Below are 17,418 nucleotides of genomic sequence, written 5' to 3'. Positions count from 1 at the left end.
GCTAAGAGATAGAAATTACTTTTACTTCTCTAAACAAAATGAATTATGGCAATTATTATAACAGACGAATGCATTAACTGTGATGCCTGTATTGTGGAGTGTCCCAATAATGCAATTTATGAGCCCGCTCAAGAATGGGCTTATGCAGACGAAACAGCTTTAAGTGGCACCGTTATTTCACTAAGTGGTGATGAAATTGATGCTGATGAAATGAATGAACCCATTTCTGAGGAGTTTTATTATATTGTACCCGAGAAATGTACCGAGTGCAAAGGTTTCCACGACGAACCTCAGTGTGCATCAGTATGCCCAGTAGATTGTTGCATCCCTGATGAAAACCATGTTGAAACTGAAGAAGTCTTGTTAGCTAAAAAAGCTTGGTTACACGCAGAGTAACCCAAACTAAACTATATTTAATTTTTTGTTTTTCTTTTGCGGCAAAATTTATAACGTTCAACAAACCATAAATTAGCCGTTTTGAAAATGAGGATATCTAAATTTATTTGATGTCCTCATTTTTTTTACCCTTTTCTCTTTTTCTGTTACATGACAAAAATCATAGTCTGGGAGCTATCGAAATTATAATTTTAAGAGATTTATTTTCAAGCCTTAGGGGATTTGGTTCGGTTCATGAAAATCTTGCAGGCTATACATTTTTGAAATTTTGCAAAAGGAGTTTTGTAAAGACTTTTACGCAGGTTTCGGTTCATTTAAATAAGACATAATTATGAAAAAATTTCCAAAATTAATTTGCGATGCAAATGAAGCGGTAGCAAGGGTTGCCCACAAGACCAATGAAGTCTGCGCCATATACCCAATAACACCGGCATCTCCAATGGGTGAACATGTAGATGTGTACAGCTCAAAAGGACAGAAAAATATTTGGGACAACATCCCAAGAATTGTAGAAATGCAAAGCGAAGGTGGTGCGTCCGGAGCTGTACACGGCTCTTTACAAGCAGGTGCATTAACCACCACGTTCACGGCTTCTCAGGGGTTATTGCTCATGATTCCTAACATGTACAAAATAGCTGGAGAGCTCCTTCCTTCTGTTATACACGTAGCGGCCAGAACAATTGCCACACATGCATTATCTATTTTTGGTGACCACTCTGATGTTATGGCGGCCAGACAAACGGGATTTGCGATGATGTTTGGCGGTTCAGTGCAAGAAGCCCAAGATTTCGCACTTATTTCGCAAGTGGCAACCCTAAAATCAAGAGTGCCTTTTATGAACATTTTTGACGGATTTAGAACATCTCATGAAATATCTAAGATAGATAGCATCACTGACGACATCATCAAAGACATGATGCCCGAAGACAAAATTTTAGAACACAAAAAACGTTCGTTAGATCCAGACCATCCTGTAGTGAGAGGCACATCACAAAACCCAGACGTGTTCTTCCAAGCCCGAGAAGCTGCCAACCTTTACTATGAAAAAGTTCCGGGAATTGTTGAAAAAACCATGAATGAGTTCTACAATCATACCGGCAGAAAGTACGGTCTATTTGATTATGTAGGTCATCCGGAAGCAGAAAAGGTTATAATTATTATGGGTTCTGGTCAAGGTCCTGTTATGGAAGCTGTGGACACCATGGTTAAAAACGGTGAAAAAGTTGGCGCTATAATAGTTCGCTTATTCAGACCATTCTCCATCAGCCATTTTGTGGATGCTTTACCAAAAACCGTAAAAAAGGTTGCCGTTTTAGACAGAACTAAAGAGGCTGGTAGTTTAGGCGAACCTCTTTATCTAGATGTTGTGACCGCCTTTACCGAGAGTGAACGTGACATGCCAAAAATCATTGGTGGTCGTTACGGCTTATCTTCAAAAGAGTTTGACCCAGCCATGGTAAAAGCCATTTTCGATGAGCTAGGTAAAGACAAACCTAAAAACCATTTCACAATTGGCATTAATGATGACGTGTCATATACCAGTTTAGAGATTGGCGAAACACTTAAAACAGTCAAGAACACCTTTAACTGTATGTTCTTTGGACTAGGTTCCGATGGTACTGTTGGTGCCAATAAAAACTCTATCAAAATTATTGGAGAAACCACCGACAATTATGTTCAAGGTTATTTTGTTTACGACTCCAAAAAAGCGGGTGCACAAACGGTATCCCACTTACGCTTTGGGCCAGACCCTATCTATTCTACATATTTAATCCATAAAGCTGATTTTGTTGCATGCCATCAATTCAATTTTATAGAAAAGTATGATATCCTAGATCATGTTAAAAAAGGTGGAACCTTCCTATTGAACTCCCCTTACGATAAAGATGATATTTGGGAAAAATTACCAAAATTGATGCAAGAAGAAATCATCAAGAATGAATTGGAGTTTTATGTGATTGATGCATCTAAAGTAGCACATGAAGCCAAATTAGGTAAACGTACAAATACCGTATTACAAACATGTTTCTTCGCTATTTCTGGAGTACTTCCAAAAGATGAAGCCATTCAAAAAATTAAAGAAGCCATTGTAAAATCGTATTCTAAAAAAGGCGATAAGGTGGTACAGATGAACTTTAATGCAGTGGACAAATCATTGGAAAATCTTCAAAAAGTAGAATATCCTAAACAAATTACAAGCCATGAAGAATTAAAACCAATGATGACCGGTACGGAAGATCCGTTTGTTAAAGAAGTTTTAGGTAAAATTCTAGCTGGTAAAGGTGATGAATTACCTGTTAGTGCATTTACCGTGGACGGAACATTCCCAACAGGAACCACGCAATATGAAAAACGTGGTATTGCAGATTTTGTGCCAGTTTGGGATGGCGAAGACCTTTGTACACAGTGTAACAAGTGTGTGGCTATTTGTCCGCATGCGGCTATTAGAGCCAAAGTGGTTTCCAATGATGAATTGGCTGACAGACCACAATCATTGAAAGCAGTGGCAGCGATAGGTAGACCTTTTAATAAAGAAACTGAATCTTATGTATTGCAAGTATCGCCTCAAGACTGTACAGGATGTGATTTGTGCGTAGCTGTTTGTCCAGCTGTAAGTAAAGAAGACCCCGACTTTAAAGCCATCAACATGCATAGTAAATTGGATGTTGAAGCTGTTGAAAACAAAAACTGGGATTACTTTGTAAATCTTCCAGATTACAACAGAACCGAATTACAAATCACCAATGTTAAAGGCTCACAATTCCTTGAACCACTATTTGAGTTCTCTGGAGCATGTTCAGGTTGCGGGGAAACACCTTATATTAAAATGCTCACCCAATTATACGGTGATAGCATCATGATTGCCAATGCAACAGGATGTTCGTCAATTTACGGTGGTAATTTGCCAACAACACCTTACAAAACCAACAAATTTGGTAGAGGTCCAGCTTGGGCAAACTCATTATTTGAAGACAATGCCGAATTTGGGTTTGGTATGAAGTTGGCACTTACCAAAAAACAAGAAGTTTCAGTAAGTTTATTAAAATCTTTAGAAGCTGAAGTAGGCAAGGATTTGGTTGAAGCCATCCTTAACAATAAAGAAACTAATGAAGCCGAAAAAGCTGAGAATTTTAAAAATCTTGAAATCTTAAAAAACAAGTTAGCTTCAATAGACAAACCTGAAGCTAAAAAACTAGCGCAACTAACGGAGTACTTACGCAAAAAATCTGTTTGGATACTTGGTGGTGATGGTTGGGCTTACGACATCGGTTACGGTGGCGTAGACCATGTATTGGCATCTGGAGAAAACATCAATATTATGGTATTGGATACTGAAATTTATTCCAATACAGGAGGACAAACCTCAAAAGCCACACCTCTCGGAGCAAGTGCTAAATTCTCCGTTTCTGGTAAACGCACAGGTAAAAAGAGCTTAGCTTTACAAGCCGTTTCTTATGGCAATGTCTATGTAGCACAAGTGGCCATGGGCGCTAAAGATATGCAAACGCTAAAAGCTATTGAAGAAGCTGAAGCTTATGACGGTCCATCATTAATCATTGCTTATTCGCATTGTGGAGACCACGGTTATAATCTTAAAGATGCCGCCATTCACCAAGAAAAAGCAGTGGAAACAGGTTATTGGCCATTATTTAGATTTGATCCTTCAAAACCAAAAGGCAAGAAGTTTAAACTAGATTCAAAAGCACCTGCTGCTCCATTAGAAGATTTTATGTATTCTGAAACTCGTTTCACCAGAGTTGTAAAAGACAATGCCGAATTAGGCGCACAACTCCTAAAACAAGCTCAAGAAGAAGTAGATACAAAATGGGAGCGATTAGAACTTTTCAGAGACATGTAAGCATCTTTGAAAAACATTTGCTTAAGCAAATGTATGTAATTATGTATGAACTGCTCCAAGCTACATCAAGATGGCGTGGAGTAGTTCATCATCTATAATTAATTTTAAAACTTTTATCATGGAAACCGATCCGAGCAAATTTTTTCTGAGTGCCGAAAAAAGGTTAAACCAAGCAAGAAAGGAACTATACAGACCAGAGGAAGACATTGTGTCTTACTTGGTGTGCAAAAATGCACAACATGCCATTGAAAATTATTTGAGAGGTTACCTTTTAAAACATGATGTAGAGACAGATGAAGCTGAAACTATTGAAAGCCTTTATGAACAATGCAAACGCGTCAATAAGAAATTTGCAAAAGTAAAATTAACAGGTTTTAACTGTAAAGCTGAAAACACAGATGATAAATTCTGTAACGATGTTTCAAAAGTGAGCAATTGCCATATGATAGCAGATAGCCTACACCATTTTTTGAGGGAAGAAAAAGTTATTTAACCCTTTTAAAGGCCTGTAATTAATTTTTAATCAAAAAAGATAATTAGCCAATATTTATAACCTGTTCAATTTGTGGAGCATGCTTTTTTATGGTCATTTCTACACCAGATTTTAGCGTCATTTGGTTAACACCACAACCCACACAAGCACCTTGCAATTGAACTTTTACAAGCCTATCATCTTCAATGGACAATAATGAAATGTCCCCGCCATCACTTTGAAGAAACGGACGGATTTCATCTAAGGCAAGTTCTACTTTTTCTCTTAATTCTTCTGAAGTCATATATTTAGTTGCACTAACTTTTCCTTATTCAAGGTAAAAAGCAATTTATTTTTTTACTGCACTACAACCTGCCATAGTTGTAATTTTAATGGCCTCGGTTGGTGGCAAATTGTCGTTTCTTCGAACCATTTCTTCAACAACATTTTGGGTCAATTTTTCAAAAGCCTGCTCTAAAGGTGTTGCTGTTTGCAATGCCGCTGGACGACCAACATCACCCGCCTCTCTAATACTTTGCACCAAAGGAATTTCTCCTAAAAATGGCACTTTTAAATCTTCTGCCAAGTTTTTGGCACCTTCTTTTCCAAAGATATAATATTTATTATCGGGCAATTCAGCCGGGGTAAAGTACGCCATATTTTCAATAATTCCTAAAACAGGAACGCTAATGCTTTCTTGCTGGAACATGGCCACTCCTTTTTTGGCATCGGCCAAGGCCACATTTTGAGGTGTACTAACCACGACCGCTCCAGTGATTGGCAAGGACTGCATGATGCTTAAATGGATATCGCCAGTACCTGGAGGCAAATCCAACAACAAGAAATCCAACTCACCCCAATGGGCATCAAAAATCATTTGGTTTAAAGCCTTAGCTGCCATGGGGCCACGCCAAACTACGGCTTGGTCTGGCTGCGTAAAAAACCCTATGGATAAAACTTTTACGCCATAATTTTCAATGGGTTTCATTTTAGATTTTCCTTCAACATTTACGGCCAAAGGTTTTTCGGCTTCAACATCAAACATAATGGGAATGGAAGGTCCGTAAATATCGGCGTCCAAAACGCCAACTTTAAAGCCCATTTTAGCCAAGGTTACCGCCAAGTTTGCCGTTATTGTAGATTTACCAACACCACCTTTACCTGAAGCTACAGCTACAATATTATTTATTCCCGGAACCGGTTTACCTTTGATGATATTTACCTTAGGTTTTTCTGTCGCATCAACAGTAACGTTTACCTTTATTTTAGCTTTTTCGTAAACCTGATCGTGAATGGTTTTTAAAATATCAACCTCAGTACGCTTTTTAGCTTGTAAACTTGGGTTTTTTATGGTAATATCAACAACAACCTCATCACCAAAAGTCACCACATTTTTAACTGCACCGCTTTCAACCATGTTTTGTCCTTCGCCAGGAACGGTTATACTTTCCAGTGCCTTTAATATATCTTTTTTATTCAGTTTCATTTCTTTTATTAAGAATCATTCTAAGTGCAAAGATAGGTAATAATGGTAGAATTTTTAAGGCAGAAGCGAGAAGTTTTTTTGATGCAATTATTTGATTTTCTTATGTATTGAAGATTTTCAATTTACTGTGAATTTTGAAACAAACAGCTGATTATAATTCCTTTGCTGGATCCCAAAAAACCTCATTAAAGTTTTGTATTTGATTGTCAACTACCTCAACGCCCTCAATCTCCAAAAGCTGTTGCATCAGGTTTGTACCATCAAAATGATGTTTGCCAGTAAGTAGGCCTTTTCGGTTTACAACACGGTGTGCTGGGACATCCTTCCCCTTAGATCCATTTATGGCATACCCAACCATTCTCGCACTTTTTACTACACCCAAGAATTTGGCAATAGCACCGTAGCTTGTCACTCTACCATATGGAATAAGTTTTGCCACTTCATAAACTTTATCAAAAAAATTTAGTGTTTCCGGTTTCATTCGTTAAAAGTCCTGAATAATATTTATCAATGTAGCGATAGCTACGACACCAGTAATAAGACCAATAATTCGATTCATGTTTTTTTGACTGGTAAAAGACTTGCCCTTTATTTTATCAAAAAAGAATATGTACATGTAAAGAGTCACAAAAGTACCGGTGCCAGCTCCGGCCACATAAGACAAGATATTAATTTGCTCAAAAGACAGCCAACCTACCGATGCCAAAGTAATCGTCACATAAGCTTGATATGGAATAGGGAACACATTTATTGCTGACAACAACATACCTTGGAAAAAACGGCTATGTTTACTTTTCATTTTGGGTTCAATCTGCTGTTTTGGAGTAGACTTAGCAATAAACAAAAAATATACAGTTATCAAAATAAAAATGATCAAAGCCACACCACGCAACACACTGATCACTTCAGGATGCTTACTCAAGTAACGCGCAAAAATTGCAGCAATATAGGTTTGTGCAAAAACAACAACACAAACCCCAACGGAAAACATTATCCCCCGAACATGCCCTTCTTTTAGGCTAATTTTTGCCGCTGTCATATTCAATAATCCCGGCGGAACTACCCCTAAAAGCGCAAAAATAAGTCCGAGAAAAAAAATAAGGGTGATGTCCACGTCTATTTAATTTTAAACCGAATATACGTAATTGCTTTGTTTTGCTCTAAATATTGCGATTCGTAAAAAGTTTGAATCCTGGTAACCTCCTCGGGGCTACCTTCTTGCTTGTAAACATTATGATTAGCGTAGAGAACCTTGTGTCCTTCACCATGCAATAGACCGAGCGTATACCCGTGCATAAACTCACTATCGGTTTTAAGGTTCACTACACCATTGGGCTTTAAAATTTTCTTGTAACGTTTTAAAAAGGCGCTGTTGGTCATCCGGTGCTTGGTGCGCTTGTATTTAATTTGTGGATCTGGAAAGGTTATCCAAATTTCATCAACTTCATGCTCAGAAAATGCATAGTCAACCAGTTCAATTTGAGTGCGAAGAAATGCCACGTTTGGAATACTTTCTTCAACAGCCGTTTTAGCTCCTCTCCAAAATCTTGCACCCTTTATATCTATGCCAATAAAGTTTTTATCAGGGTATTTTTTTGCCAAGGCCACCGAGTACTCACCTTTTCCACAACCCAATTCCAAAACTATGGGATTTTGGTTTTTAAAAACATCTTTTCGCCAGTTTCCTTTTAAATCGAAACTAAAGTTGACCAATTCATCACGAGTTGGCTGAAACACATTGCCAAAAGTTTCATTTTCCTTAAATCTTCTCAGTTTATTTTTGCTTCCCAAGGTTGATTACTATTTCTTATTAATTTAATTTTTTGGTAAAATTAAGGAAATATACAAGGGCATTAATGTGTTTATCTTTAATTTTAATTACAACTTGTTTCAAGCCTTGTAAACACATCCATTTTTTTGATTTAAAAGATGTAAAAAGAGGTTAGATTTCAAGTTTCACATTATCATCTTCATGAAGAAAAGAATTTTAGTTGCGCCGTTAAATTGGGGACTGGGCCATGCCACCAGGTGCATTCCTATTATCACTGCCTTAATGCAGGAAGGATTCGTTCCTGTTATTGCCAGCGACGGTGCCGCACTAACTCTTTTAAGGAAGGAATTTCCAAACCTTTCATCCACTCAATTACCTCCTTATGATGTAAATTACGCGAAGAAAGGAAAGAATTTTAGGTTAAGATTACTGAAAGATGCTCCTAAAATTTTAAAGGCCGTAAAAGCCGAAAAGAAATCCATTGATGCCATTTTAGAGCATAACAACGATATTGCAGGAATTATTTCAGACAACCGTTTAGGCGTTCGCAACAAATATGTGCCTTCTGTGTTTATTACACACCAACTAAATGTTCTTAGTGGAAACACCACTTGGTTGAGTACAAAAATGCACCAAGAAATCATAAAGAAATACAATGAATGCTGGGTTCCTGATGTTGAAGGTGATGTCAATCTAAGCGGACGTTTGGGACATGTAAAAACGATTGATATCCCAACAAAATATATTGGTCCTTTGAGTCGGTTTAACAAAACCAATTCTGAAATAAAAAATGATTTGATGGTTTTGATTTCCGGTCCAGAACCGCAACGCACTATACTCGAGGAAAAGCTTTTAAAAGAGTTGAAAAATTTTTCAGGAAAAATTGTTTTTGTTAAGGGCATCATTGAACAAGAACAAACCATTCAGCTTATTGGCAGTATTACCATTTACAATTTTATGACCTCGAGTTTATTGGAAAAAACAATCAATGAAAGCGCTTTGATTATTTCGCGCTCTGGCTATACCACGGTGATGGATTTGGCTAGACTGAACAAAAAAGCATTTTTTATACCAACCCCAGGACAGTTTGAACAAGAATATTTGGCCAGCAGATTAACCGAAATGCAATTAGTACCAAGTTGCAATCAAGATGATTTCACTTTAAGTAAGCTCAATGAAGTTAAACATTATTTGGGCTTAAAATCCTTTGATTTTGAAATTAATTATAAGGAACTATTTAGCCTTTTCTAGCGTAAAAGAAAATTCACTGCCCACGCCAAATTCACTTTCAACGTATATTTTTTCATCATGGGCTTCTATGATATGCTTCACAATGGATAGACCCAGTCCAGAACCTCCTTCTTTCCTTGAGCCACTTTTGTCAACACGGTAAAAACGTTCAAAAAGTCTAGGTAAATGAGTTTTTGCAATGCCCTCTCCATTGTCCGTTACACGTATAATAACCTTACTTTTTATAAGGTTTTCAATACTTATTTCAGTAGTCCCCTTTTCCCTGCCGTATTTTAAGGAATTAACGATTAAATTGACAAGAACTTGTTGAATGCGTTCTTTGTCCGCCCTAACCATTATTGGATTGGGGTAGTCTCTATCAAAAGTTAAAGTGATTTTCTTCTTACTGGCTTTCATCTCTAACATGTCAAAAACGTTTTCCACCAGCTCAACAATGTCAAATTTTTCAAAATTCAAACTTAAATCACCAACTTCCAATTTGGTAATCATGTCCAAATCTTTAATAATATAACCCAAGCGTTCTACACCTTTACTTGCTCTCTTAAGGTACTTTTCCCTAAGCTTTTCGTCTTCACCAGCACCATCCAAAAGTGTTAAAATATAACCTTGAACCGTAAACAAGGGAGTTTTAAGCTCGTGCGACACATTGCCTAAAAACTCTTTCCTGTACTCCTCCCTCACTTTGAGGGTTTCTATTTCCAGTTTTTTGTCGCGGGCATATTTATCGATTTCTTCAGTTAGGGTTTTCATATCGGTCGTGATAGACCTTTTATTTAAACTCGCCGATTCCAATAAGGTTAAATCATCATAGATTTTTTTCACCCTTTTGTATATAAAGCGCTCAATACTGAACTGAATAATTAAAAAAGAAAACAGAAACACACTGAGCGAAAACCCCAAAATATGCAACCAATTAAACTCATAGAGATAATACAAAAAAACACTCATGAGGAGTGTTATAAAAATGGTTGTGTAGAGCGATGTTTTAATCGCAAACTTGTAAGATTTTTTAAATTTTGCCTGCATTAATCAACAAACTTATAGCCAACACCTTTTATGGTTTTAAAACTATCATCACCAATTTTTTCACGAAGTTTTCTAATATGTACATCAATGGTTCTGCCACCAACAACTACTTCATTCCCCCAAACGGCGTCAAGTATTTCATCTCTTTTAAATACTTTTCCTGGCTTTGATGCCAATAAAGATAACAATTCAAATTCTTTTCGTGGCAATATTATTTCTTTTCCTTTGGACGTAATTTTGTATTCGTCTCTATTGATTACTAAATTACCCACTTTAACAGTATCCACCACATCTTCTTCCTTAAACCTTCTTAAGAGCGCCTTTACTTTGCTCACCAAAACTTTAGGCTTAATTGGTTTTGTTATATAGTCATCAGCACCGGCATCAAAGCCCGCCACTTGCGAGTAATCTTCTCCTCTTGCTGTTAAAAAAGTAACAATGGTATTATTTAAATCAGGATTTTTTCTAATCAATTCACAAGCTTCAATACCATCCATTTCTGGCATCATCACATCCATAATAATTAAATGCGGGAGCTCCTTTTTTGCCTTTTTTACAGCTTGTAGCCCATTTTCAGCAGTAACAACCTGATAGCCCTCACTGGTTAAGTTATACCCAACTATTTCAAGAATATCCGGTTCATCATCAACCAACAGAATTTTAATGTCCTTTTTCTTCATTATTTAGTCCTAATGTTAAATTGGAGTAAAGATAAAACTTAAAGTACAATATTATGAAATATGTAAAATTAATAACTTTAAGGTAACATTACGATGACTTGAATTTAATTTTTCGACCAATTACAGTATTATTTAACAGTACTTTGGCATCAATTTTGATGTAAATACTTACCTTTACACAACCAAATTTGAGCTTATGAAAAATACCTACTTTGCATTTTTACTTTTCGCATTTATGCTGTTTTCAGTTCCATCTGTTATGGGACAAAACAGTAAAAACCAGAATCCTCCTGAAGAAAGTATTTCAGGCTTGGCAATATATCCAAACCCTGTAAACAGTAGCTCTCAAAGCTTTATTACCATTCAATCAAAACTTAATTCTGATAAAATCATTGAGTTTTATGATGTTTTGGGCAAACGCATATTTTCCACCGAGTTAAAAGGGAAAGAGTTAAATATATCCAATCTCAGCAAAGGGGTTTATATTTTAAAGATTACAGAAAACAAGGTTAGTGAAGCAAGAAAATTAGTGATTAAATAACATATTTGAACCATATAATTAAAAACGCTACCATTTGGTGGCGCTTTTTTATTTTACATACTTTTGTTTCATTATTTGAGGCATGATTGATACCCATTCCATTTTCAAGATTAAAAATGACAACGAATTTGAAGATTTGGCATTACAAATCTTCAAATTTCAGTTTGAAAACAATAAAGTCTATCGCTCTTTTTGCGATTTATTATACAAACATCCCAGCGATGTTAAAACCGTAAATGACATTCCTTTTCTTCCCATCCAGTTTTTTAAAACCAAAGCCGTTTTAAGTACCTCATCGCCTGTCAAAACCACCTTTACAAGCTCTGGAACAGCGGGAGACACAACAAGCAAACACCACGTTACAGATTTGGGCATTTACCAAAAAAGCTTTACCAAAGGTTTTGAACATTTTTATGGAAATATTGACGACTACGTTATTTTAGGGTTGCTACCCTCCTATCTTGAGCGCCAAGGTTCTTCACTGATTTATATGGTTGATGCCATGATAAAAGCTTCAAAACACAAAGAAAGCGGATTTTATTTGAATAATATTTCAGAATTGCAAAAGCAATTAAAAACACTAGATGCTGAAGGAAAAAAAATATTACTAATTGGTGTTTCTTTTGCGTTGCTCGATTTGATTGAAACTTATCAATTCAGCTTAAAAAACACCATTATTATGGAAACAGGTGGCATGAAAGGCAGACGGAAAGAACTGATTCGGGAAGAACTTCACAATAGACTAAAAAAAGGTTTTGGTATTGAAACCATTCATAGCGAATATGGCATGACAGAACTTTTAAGCCAGGCATACTCCCAAGGCGACGGGGTTTTTAAGTGCCCTCCGTGGATGAAAGTTTTAACCCGCGATACCGAAGATGCACTCAACATTCAAAGTCCAAATAGAACAGGCGGTATTAATGTTATTGATTTGGCAAACATCAACTCTTGTTCCTTCATAGCAACCCAAGATTTGGGCACTATTAATCCCGATGGTTCATTTGAAGTCATTGGACGTTTTGACAACTCTGATATTCGTGGCTGCAACCTCATGGTGCTTTAGCTAATGTAATTTTTCGTTCAATTTCAGACTTATTGGAAAAACGATTCACGATGAAAGTTTATTTCAATCCCTCATTTTGTTATCTATTTCTTTTATTTCAGCACAAAGTATAGGCTATAATGTGAAAAAAGGATACATAGCCAATGGATATGATGTCGTCTCCTGTTTCAGCAATAAAGCCATTGAAGGAAACAATCAGTTTAAAACTACCTTTGACGGTGTGGACTATAAATTTTCTTCTGAAGAAAACTTAAATACCTTTTTAAAAGACCCTAAAAAATACTTACCACAATATGGTGGCTATTATGCTTATGCAATTGGTGCTAAAGCCGAAAAAGTGGCATTGACCCAAAAACATTTCAAATTAAAGACGACAAGTTTTACCTGTTTTATAATGCTTGGGGCACAAACACCTTGAAATTATGGAATGATGAAGGAGCAGAAGCTCTCCAAAAAAAGCCGATAAAAACTGGAATAAAATAAAGTTTGAAAAAAAATAATTTCTCAGTAAGGTCAACATATAGCTTACGACCAAACCAATGACTAAGAAAAAGAAAAATTTAGTTATTAGTTTGGTTTGTTAGTTTTATAAAGCCCGATTTTAAAAATCGGGCTTTATTATTTTATATGACCTGCAAAACGAAATAATTCTTTTTACCGCGTTGCAAAAGCACAAATTTATTATTAATCAGGTCTTTTGAAGTGATGCTGTAGTCTTCTTTTACTTTTTCTTTATTTACGGAAATAGAGTTTTCTTTTAATGCCCTTCTCGCCTCTCCGTTTGATTTTAAAAACCCACCCTTTTCAGCCAAAGCAGCTATAACATCCAAACCATTTTCAATTTCAGATTTTGAAATTTGTGTTTGAGGCACTCCCTCAAAAACATCTAAAAACGTTTTTTCGTTGAGTTGCTTTAAATCATCTCCTGTAGAATTTCCAAAAAGTATATTACTTGCCTTGATGGCATTTTCCAAATCCTCTTTTGAATGCACCATTGTGGTAATTTCTTCTGCCAAACGTTTCTGTAAAATCCTTAAATGAGGGGCTTGTTTGTGTTCTTCGGTAAATGTTCTGATTTCAGCTTCATTTAAAAACGTGAAAATCTTGATATACTTTTCGGCATCCTCGTCACTAGAGTTCAACCAATATTGATAGAATTTATAAGGTGACGTTCTTTCAGCATCCAACCATACATTTCCGCCTTCAGATTTTCCAAATTTAGACCCATCAGATTTTGTTATTAAAGGGCATGTAATAGCATAACCCTTTCCGCTATCAATTCTTCTAATGAGCTCCGTTCCGGTAGTTATATTACCCCATTGGTCGCTACCGCCCATTTGAATAGTGCAATCCTTTTCTTTGTACAAATGAAGAAAATCATAACCTTGAACCAATTGATAGGTGAATTCCGTAAAACTCATACCTTCTGTAGAGTCTGATGAAATCCTGTTCTTAACAGAATCCTTTGCCATCATGTAATTCACGGTAATGTGCTTACCAACATCGCGAATGAATTCCAAAAACGAGAACTCTTTCATCCAATCATAATTGTTTACCAAAATAGCGGCGTTGTCGGCATTACTTTCAAAATCTAAAAAATGGGCCAATTGATTTTTTATGGCTTCTTGATTATGGCGTAATGTTTTTTCGTCCAATAAATTACGTTCGCTGGACTTGCCAGATGGGTCACCAATCATTCCGGTTGCACCCCCAACCAAAGCCACGGGTCTATGTCCGCAACGCTGATAATGGGCCAACAACATGATTGGCACCAAATTACCAATATGTAAAGAATCTGCTGTTGGATCGAACCCTACATAGGCACTTCGCATGCCTTCCATTAAGTGTTCTTCGGCACCCGGCATAACCGTATGGATCATGCCTCTCCAAGTTAATTCTTCAACAAAATTCTTTATCATGGTTCTACTTTTTAAAAAACTATGCAAAGATAAAAATACAGGTATAATTACTGAGACATAATGAATATTTCTTTACATTAGTTCTATGATTTTAGTAACAGGAGGTACTGGTTTGGTTGGTGCGCATTTGCTGTTTAGGCTTGCCAAAGCAAATGAAAAAGTGCGGGCCATTTACCGAAAGGAACGTAAACTTGACAATGTAAAAAGCGTTTTTTCGTGTTACACCAATAATTACGAAGACATTTTTGATTCTATTGATTGGGTTAAGGCAGATATTTTGGATGTTCCGTCCTTAACCAATGCTCTTAAGGGAGTCAATAAAGTTTATCACAGTGCCGCTTTTGTATCTTTCGAGCCCGATAAATACCATCTTTTAAGAAAAACAAACATTGAAGGCACAGCCAACGTGGTGAACCTATGTGTTTCCCATAACATTGAAAAACTTTGCTATGTGAGCTCCGTGGCAACCTTAGGCAGACCTCTGAAAAATGAAGATGTTACTGAAGAAACGGTTTGGAATCCAGAGTCAGACAATAGTGTTTATGGTATAACAAAGTACGGTGCCGAAATGGAAGTTTGGCGCGGCACCCAAGAAGGGGTTGATACCATAATTGTTAATCCTGGGGTAATTTTGGGAAGCGGCATTTGGCGTTACGGCTCAGGAAGCTTATTTAAAAGAGCACATAAAGGCATGAAATATTTCCCTTCTGGAACCATTGGTGTCGTGGCAGTGGAAGATGTTGTTGCCATCATGATTGGACTCATGGATAGCCATATAAAAAATGAACGGTTTGTTTTAGTGGCAGAAAATTGGGCCTATAAAGATTTTCTTCAAGCTTTAGCTAAATCAGTCAATTCACAGCCCCCTACTAAATTGGCAACAAAAACCTTGTTGGACATTATTTGGAAACTCGATTGGCTAAACCACAAGCTAACCGGCAAACGCAGACGACTAACCAGGCATTTAGCAGAAGCAATATCTACTGAAAAAAGGTTTAACAGCATTAAAGTAAAAAATGCCCTTAACTATGAATTTCAACCTATTGAAGAAAGCATTAATTCAGTGGGGAAACAGTATCTGAAACAGGTTTAAGGAACTTTTTGTTTTGCTCATATTTTTTATCAACGAGCCCCTTAATAATGGAATCATTCCTTTTCAACGGACTTAAAGAATACTTCTCTTCTATCACCTCGGCCGAATCTTTTTTTATGGCTTTTAATGAATCCTCCTCACGTTTGGTTTGCATTTTCCATTCTTCGGCCTCCTGCTCTTTAAGCTTTTGCTTAAGTCGCTCTAAGCTATCCTCAACCTCGGTGTAAATATCTTCGTAATCTTTTATATGAAAAGCATAATAATCATTGCTCTGGGCAAACTGCAAACTATCAATATTATACTTGACAAAAACGTAGTTCTTGATAACCATTCCACTATCCCTCATGATTCTTTTATTCATGGCGCTTGCCGAAGAAACAAGTTTTGCATCAATTAAAATATTGACCATTTCTTTTTTTGAAATCAGGTTTTTTGGTTTATCCGGTCCTTTTACTTTTTTACAGGCCACAACCATTAAAACCAATACAATTGCCAATAAATATTTTCTTAAAATCATCTATTAAATGTTAATCGTTTAGCCGATTTTACATTGCTAAATTTTGAGTTTTGGTATACCAAATTACCATTTAAAAAAGTATGTGTAATTCTAGATTTAAATGTGGCACCCTCAAACGGCGACCACCCACATTTATATAAAATATTTTCTTTTTTTACCGTCCATGGGTTATTCAAATCTACCAAAACTAAGTCGGCAAAATAGCCTTCCCTAATAAACCCACGTCGTTCAACCTGAAATAAAATAGCAGGGTTGTGGCACATTTTTTCAACTACTTTTTCTATTGATATTTTTCCTCTGTGGTACATTTCAAGCATGGCCGGAAGTGCATGTTGCACCAAAGGCCCACCCGAAGGCGCATTGGTATAAACGTTTTTCTTCTCGTCTATAGTATGAGGCGCATGGTCCGTAGCTATAACATCAATTCGATCATCAAGTAAAGCCTCCCACAATTTATCCCTATCAGCACTGGTTTTTACAGCTGGGTTCCACTTGATTAAAGTACCTTTTTTTTCATAATCTTCATCAGAAAACCATAGGTGATGTATGCATACTTCGGCTGTTATCTTTTTTTCTTCCAACGGAATTTTATTTGTAAACAGACCGGTTTCCTTTCCCGTTGAAAGATGAAAAACATGCAATCTTGCACCCGTCTTTTTTGCCAATTCAGTAGCTTTGGAAGATGACAAATAGCAAGCTTCCTCACTTCGTATTTTGGGATGGTATTTTATTGGAATATCATCCCCATATTTGTCATGATACTTAGCAAAATTCTTTTTAATGGTACCCTCGTCTTCGCAATGCACTGAAATAAGCATGTTTGTGCTTTTGAAGATTTTTTCTAAAACCTCAGCATCATCCACCAACATATTGCCTGTTGAAGAACCCAAGAACAACTTTAGTCCTGCAACTTGGTTGACATCCAGTTTTAAAATTTCTTCTAAATTATCATTAGTGCCGCCAAACATAAAAGAATAATTGGCAAACGATGTTTTTGAAGCTCTTTTGAATTTGTTTTCCAATTCCTCAATAGTTGTGGTTTGCGGATTGGTATTGGGCATTTCAATAAACGACGTAATTCCCCCTGCAATAGCGGCCTTACTTTCGGTCTCAATATTGGCTTTGTGAGTTAAACCGGGTTCACGAAAATGTACTTGGTCGTCTATTACCCCGGGCAAAACATATCTCCCTTCGGCATCAAAAACATTTACATTGGAAGATTTTGCACTGATAGACTCATCTATCTGCTTTATATATTCGCCTTCAATAAGTATATCGCCACTAAAAATAGTACCTTCATTTACTATGTTGGCATTTTTTATAAGGGTAGTTTTTTTCATTGGT

General features: G+C 36.5%; 18 protein-coding genes. 8 read left to right on the top strand and 10 right to left on the bottom strand.

Going from position 1 to position 17,418, the window contains the following annotated elements; genetic code table 11:
* Positions 1 to 45: 45 nt before the first annotated feature.
* From ACB104_RS07930 to ACB104_RS07920, 3 genes are all read left to right on the top strand, one after another.
* Complete coding sequence (locus ACB104_RS07930; RefSeq protein WP_370477749.1) at positions 46 to 396, top strand: 4Fe-4S dicluster domain-containing protein; 351 nt, start codon at positions 46 to 48, stop codon at positions 394 to 396.
* Positions 397 to 727: 331 nt separating this feature from the next.
* A complete protein-coding gene (gene nifJ / locus ACB104_RS07925; protein ID WP_370477748.1) occupies positions 728 to 4,255 on the top strand; it encodes a pyruvate:ferredoxin (flavodoxin) oxidoreductase in 3,528 nt (1,175 codons plus the stop codon).
* A gap of 118 nt (positions 4,256 to 4,373) precedes the next feature.
* Positions 4,374 to 4,748, top strand: coding sequence for a hypothetical protein (locus tag ACB104_RS07920; RefSeq protein ID WP_370477747.1), 375 nt, complete (start codon positions 4,374 to 4,376; stop codon positions 4,746 to 4,748).
* Positions 4,749 to 4,791: 43 nt separating this feature from the next.
* On the opposite strand, the gene ACB104_RS07915 is transcribed toward ACB104_RS07920, so the two are convergent.
* The 5 genes from ACB104_RS07915 to trmB form a co-directional block, all read right to left on the bottom strand.
* Entirely contained in the window at positions 4,792 to 5,031 is a 240-nt protein-coding gene (locus tag ACB104_RS07915) for a NifU family protein (protein WP_370477746.1), read from the bottom strand.
* A 45-nt stretch (positions 5,032 to 5,076) separates the two neighbouring features.
* Positions 5,077 to 6,213: an Mrp/NBP35 family ATP-binding protein gene (locus ACB104_RS07910; protein ID WP_370477745.1), complete on the bottom strand. Its 1,137-nt coding sequence runs from the start codon at positions 6,211 to 6,213 to the stop codon at positions 5,077 to 5,079.
* A 151-nt stretch (positions 6,214 to 6,364) separates the two neighbouring features.
* The gene (locus tag ACB104_RS07905) at positions 6,365 to 6,694 is read right to left on the bottom strand and encodes an MGMT family protein (RefSeq protein ID WP_370477744.1); all 330 of its coding nucleotides are present in this window, start codon (positions 6,692 to 6,694) and stop codon (positions 6,365 to 6,367) included.
* 3 nt (positions 6,695 to 6,697) lie between these two features.
* Positions 6,698 to 7,327, bottom strand: a complete 630-nt coding sequence (locus tag ACB104_RS07900; RefSeq protein ID WP_370477743.1) for a LysE family translocator — start codon at positions 7,325 to 7,327, stop codon at positions 6,698 to 6,700.
* 2 nt (positions 7,328 to 7,329) lie between these two features.
* Positions 7,330 to 8,004 (bottom strand): tRNA (guanosine(46)-N7)-methyltransferase TrmB, encoded by a 675-nt coding sequence (gene trmB / locus ACB104_RS07895; RefSeq protein WP_370477742.1) that lies wholly within the window; start codon positions 8,002 to 8,004, stop codon positions 7,330 to 7,332.
* 181 nt (positions 8,005 to 8,185) lie between these two features.
* Here trmB and ACB104_RS07890 point away from each other — a divergent pair, with 181 nt between their 5' ends.
* Complete coding sequence (locus ACB104_RS07890) at positions 8,186 to 9,235, top strand: glycosyltransferase (RefSeq protein WP_370477741.1); 1,050 nt, start codon at positions 8,186 to 8,188, stop codon at positions 9,233 to 9,235.
* Here the strand turns inward: ACB104_RS07890 and ACB104_RS07885 are convergent.
* Complete coding sequence (locus ACB104_RS07885; RefSeq protein WP_370477740.1) at positions 9,218 to 10,261, bottom strand: sensor histidine kinase; 1,044 nt, start codon at positions 10,259 to 10,261, stop codon at positions 9,218 to 9,220. The genes ACB104_RS07890 and ACB104_RS07885 overlap by 18 nt on opposite strands.
* Positions 10,261 to 10,941 (bottom strand): response regulator transcription factor, encoded by a 681-nt coding sequence (locus ACB104_RS07880; protein WP_370477739.1) that lies wholly within the window; start codon positions 10,939 to 10,941, stop codon positions 10,261 to 10,263. The genes ACB104_RS07885 and ACB104_RS07880 overlap by 1 nt, the downstream gene beginning before the upstream one ends.
* A gap of 196 nt (positions 10,942 to 11,137) precedes the next feature.
* On the opposite strand from ACB104_RS07880, the gene ACB104_RS07875 reads away from it, so the two are divergent.
* From ACB104_RS07875 to ACB104_RS07865, 3 genes are all read left to right on the top strand, one after another.
* On the top strand, positions 11,138 to 11,482 hold the full coding sequence (locus tag ACB104_RS07875; RefSeq protein WP_370477738.1) for a T9SS type A sorting domain-containing protein: 345 nt from the start codon (positions 11,138 to 11,140) through the stop codon (positions 11,480 to 11,482).
* An 82-nt stretch (positions 11,483 to 11,564) separates the two neighbouring features.
* Complete coding sequence (locus tag ACB104_RS07870) at positions 11,565 to 12,545, top strand: LuxE/PaaK family acyltransferase (protein ID WP_370477737.1); 981 nt, start codon at positions 11,565 to 11,567, stop codon at positions 12,543 to 12,545.
* A gap of 76 nt (positions 12,546 to 12,621) precedes the next feature.
* Positions 12,622 to 12,963, top strand: a complete 342-nt coding sequence (locus ACB104_RS07865) for a YHS domain-containing (seleno)protein (RefSeq protein WP_370477736.1) — start codon at positions 12,622 to 12,624, stop codon at positions 12,961 to 12,963.
* Between the two features lie 205 nt (positions 12,964 to 13,168).
* Here the strand turns inward: ACB104_RS07865 and tyrS are convergent, their stop codons facing one another.
* Positions 13,169 to 14,464, bottom strand: coding sequence for a tyrosine--tRNA ligase (gene tyrS / locus ACB104_RS07860; protein WP_370477735.1), 1,296 nt, complete (start codon positions 14,462 to 14,464; stop codon positions 13,169 to 13,171).
* Positions 14,465 to 14,549: 85 nt separating this feature from the next.
* Here tyrS and ACB104_RS07855 point away from each other — a divergent pair, with 85 nt between their 5' ends.
* The gene (locus ACB104_RS07855; RefSeq protein WP_370477734.1) at positions 14,550 to 15,557 is read left to right on the top strand and encodes an NAD-dependent epimerase/dehydratase family protein; all 1,008 of its coding nucleotides are present in this window, start codon (positions 14,550 to 14,552) and stop codon (positions 15,555 to 15,557) included.
* Here ACB104_RS07855 and ACB104_RS07850 read toward each other — a convergent pair.
* Positions 15,520 to 16,074: a DUF4296 domain-containing protein gene (locus ACB104_RS07850; protein WP_370477733.1), complete on the bottom strand. Its 555-nt coding sequence runs from the start codon at positions 16,072 to 16,074 to the stop codon at positions 15,520 to 15,522. The two genes, ACB104_RS07855 and ACB104_RS07850, sit on opposite strands and share 38 nt — an antisense overlap.
* A complete protein-coding gene (locus tag ACB104_RS07845; RefSeq protein WP_370477732.1) occupies positions 16,071 to 17,414 on the bottom strand; it encodes a dihydroorotase in 1,344 nt (447 codons plus the stop codon). The genes ACB104_RS07850 and ACB104_RS07845 overlap by 4 nt, the downstream gene beginning before the upstream one ends.
* Positions 17,415 to 17,418 lie beyond the last annotated feature (4 nt).

This window comes from Tamlana flava (assembly GCF_041287255.1).
GTDB lineage: Bacteria > Bacteroidota > Bacteroidia > Flavobacteriales > Flavobacteriaceae > Tamlana > Tamlana flava.
Note: the sequence above shows the minus strand (reverse complement) of the source record. Positions and strands in the feature narration are given on the sequence as shown.

What these genes read in the sequence shown, in the direction of transcription:
- ACB104_RS07930 (WP_370477749.1), top strand. Translation starts at nt 46, where the DNA reads ATGGCAATTATTATAACAGACGAATGCATTAACTGTGATGCCTGTATT.
- nifJ (WP_370477748.1), top strand. Translation starts at nt 728, where the DNA reads ATGAAAAAATTTCCAAAATTAATTTGCGATGCAAATGAAGCGGTAGCA.
- ACB104_RS07920 (WP_370477747.1), top strand. Translation starts at nt 4,374, where the DNA reads ATGGAAACCGATCCGAGCAAATTTTTTCTGAGTGCCGAAAAAAGGTTA.
- ACB104_RS07915 (WP_370477746.1), bottom strand. Translation starts at nt 5,031, where the DNA reads ATGACTTCAGAAGAATTAAGAGAAAAAGTAGAACTTGCCTTAGATGAA.
- ACB104_RS07910 (WP_370477745.1), bottom strand. Translation starts at nt 6,213, where the DNA reads ATGAAACTGAATAAAAAAGATATATTAAAGGCACTGGAAAGTATAACC.
- ACB104_RS07905 (WP_370477744.1), bottom strand. Translation starts at nt 6,694, where the DNA reads ATGAAACCGGAAACACTAAATTTTTTTGATAAAGTTTATGAAGTGGCA.
- ACB104_RS07890 (WP_370477741.1), top strand. Translation starts at nt 8,186, where the DNA reads ATGAAGAAAAGAATTTTAGTTGCGCCGTTAAATTGGGGACTGGGCCAT.
- ACB104_RS07885 (WP_370477740.1), bottom strand. Translation starts at nt 10,261, where the DNA reads ATGCAGGCAAAATTTAAAAAATCTTACAAGTTTGCGATTAAAACATCG.
- ACB104_RS07880 (WP_370477739.1), bottom strand. Translation starts at nt 10,941, where the DNA reads ATGAAGAAAAAGGACATTAAAATTCTGTTGGTTGATGATGAACCGGAT.
- ACB104_RS07875 (WP_370477738.1), top strand. Translation starts at nt 11,138, where the DNA reads ATGAAAAATACCTACTTTGCATTTTTACTTTTCGCATTTATGCTGTTT.
- ACB104_RS07870 (WP_370477737.1), top strand. Translation starts at nt 11,565, where the DNA reads ATGATTGATACCCATTCCATTTTCAAGATTAAAAATGACAACGAATTT.
- tyrS (WP_370477735.1), bottom strand. Translation starts at nt 14,464, where the DNA reads ATGATAAAGAATTTTGTTGAAGAATTAACTTGGAGAGGCATGATCCAT.
- ACB104_RS07855 (WP_370477734.1), top strand. Translation starts at nt 14,550, where the DNA reads ATGATTTTAGTAACAGGAGGTACTGGTTTGGTTGGTGCGCATTTGCTG.
- ACB104_RS07850 (WP_370477733.1), bottom strand. Translation starts at nt 16,074, where the DNA reads ATGATTTTAAGAAAATATTTATTGGCAATTGTATTGGTTTTAATGGTT.
- ACB104_RS07845 (WP_370477732.1), bottom strand. Translation starts at nt 17,414, where the DNA reads ATGAAAAAAACTACCCTTATAAAAAATGCCAACATAGTAAATGAAGGT.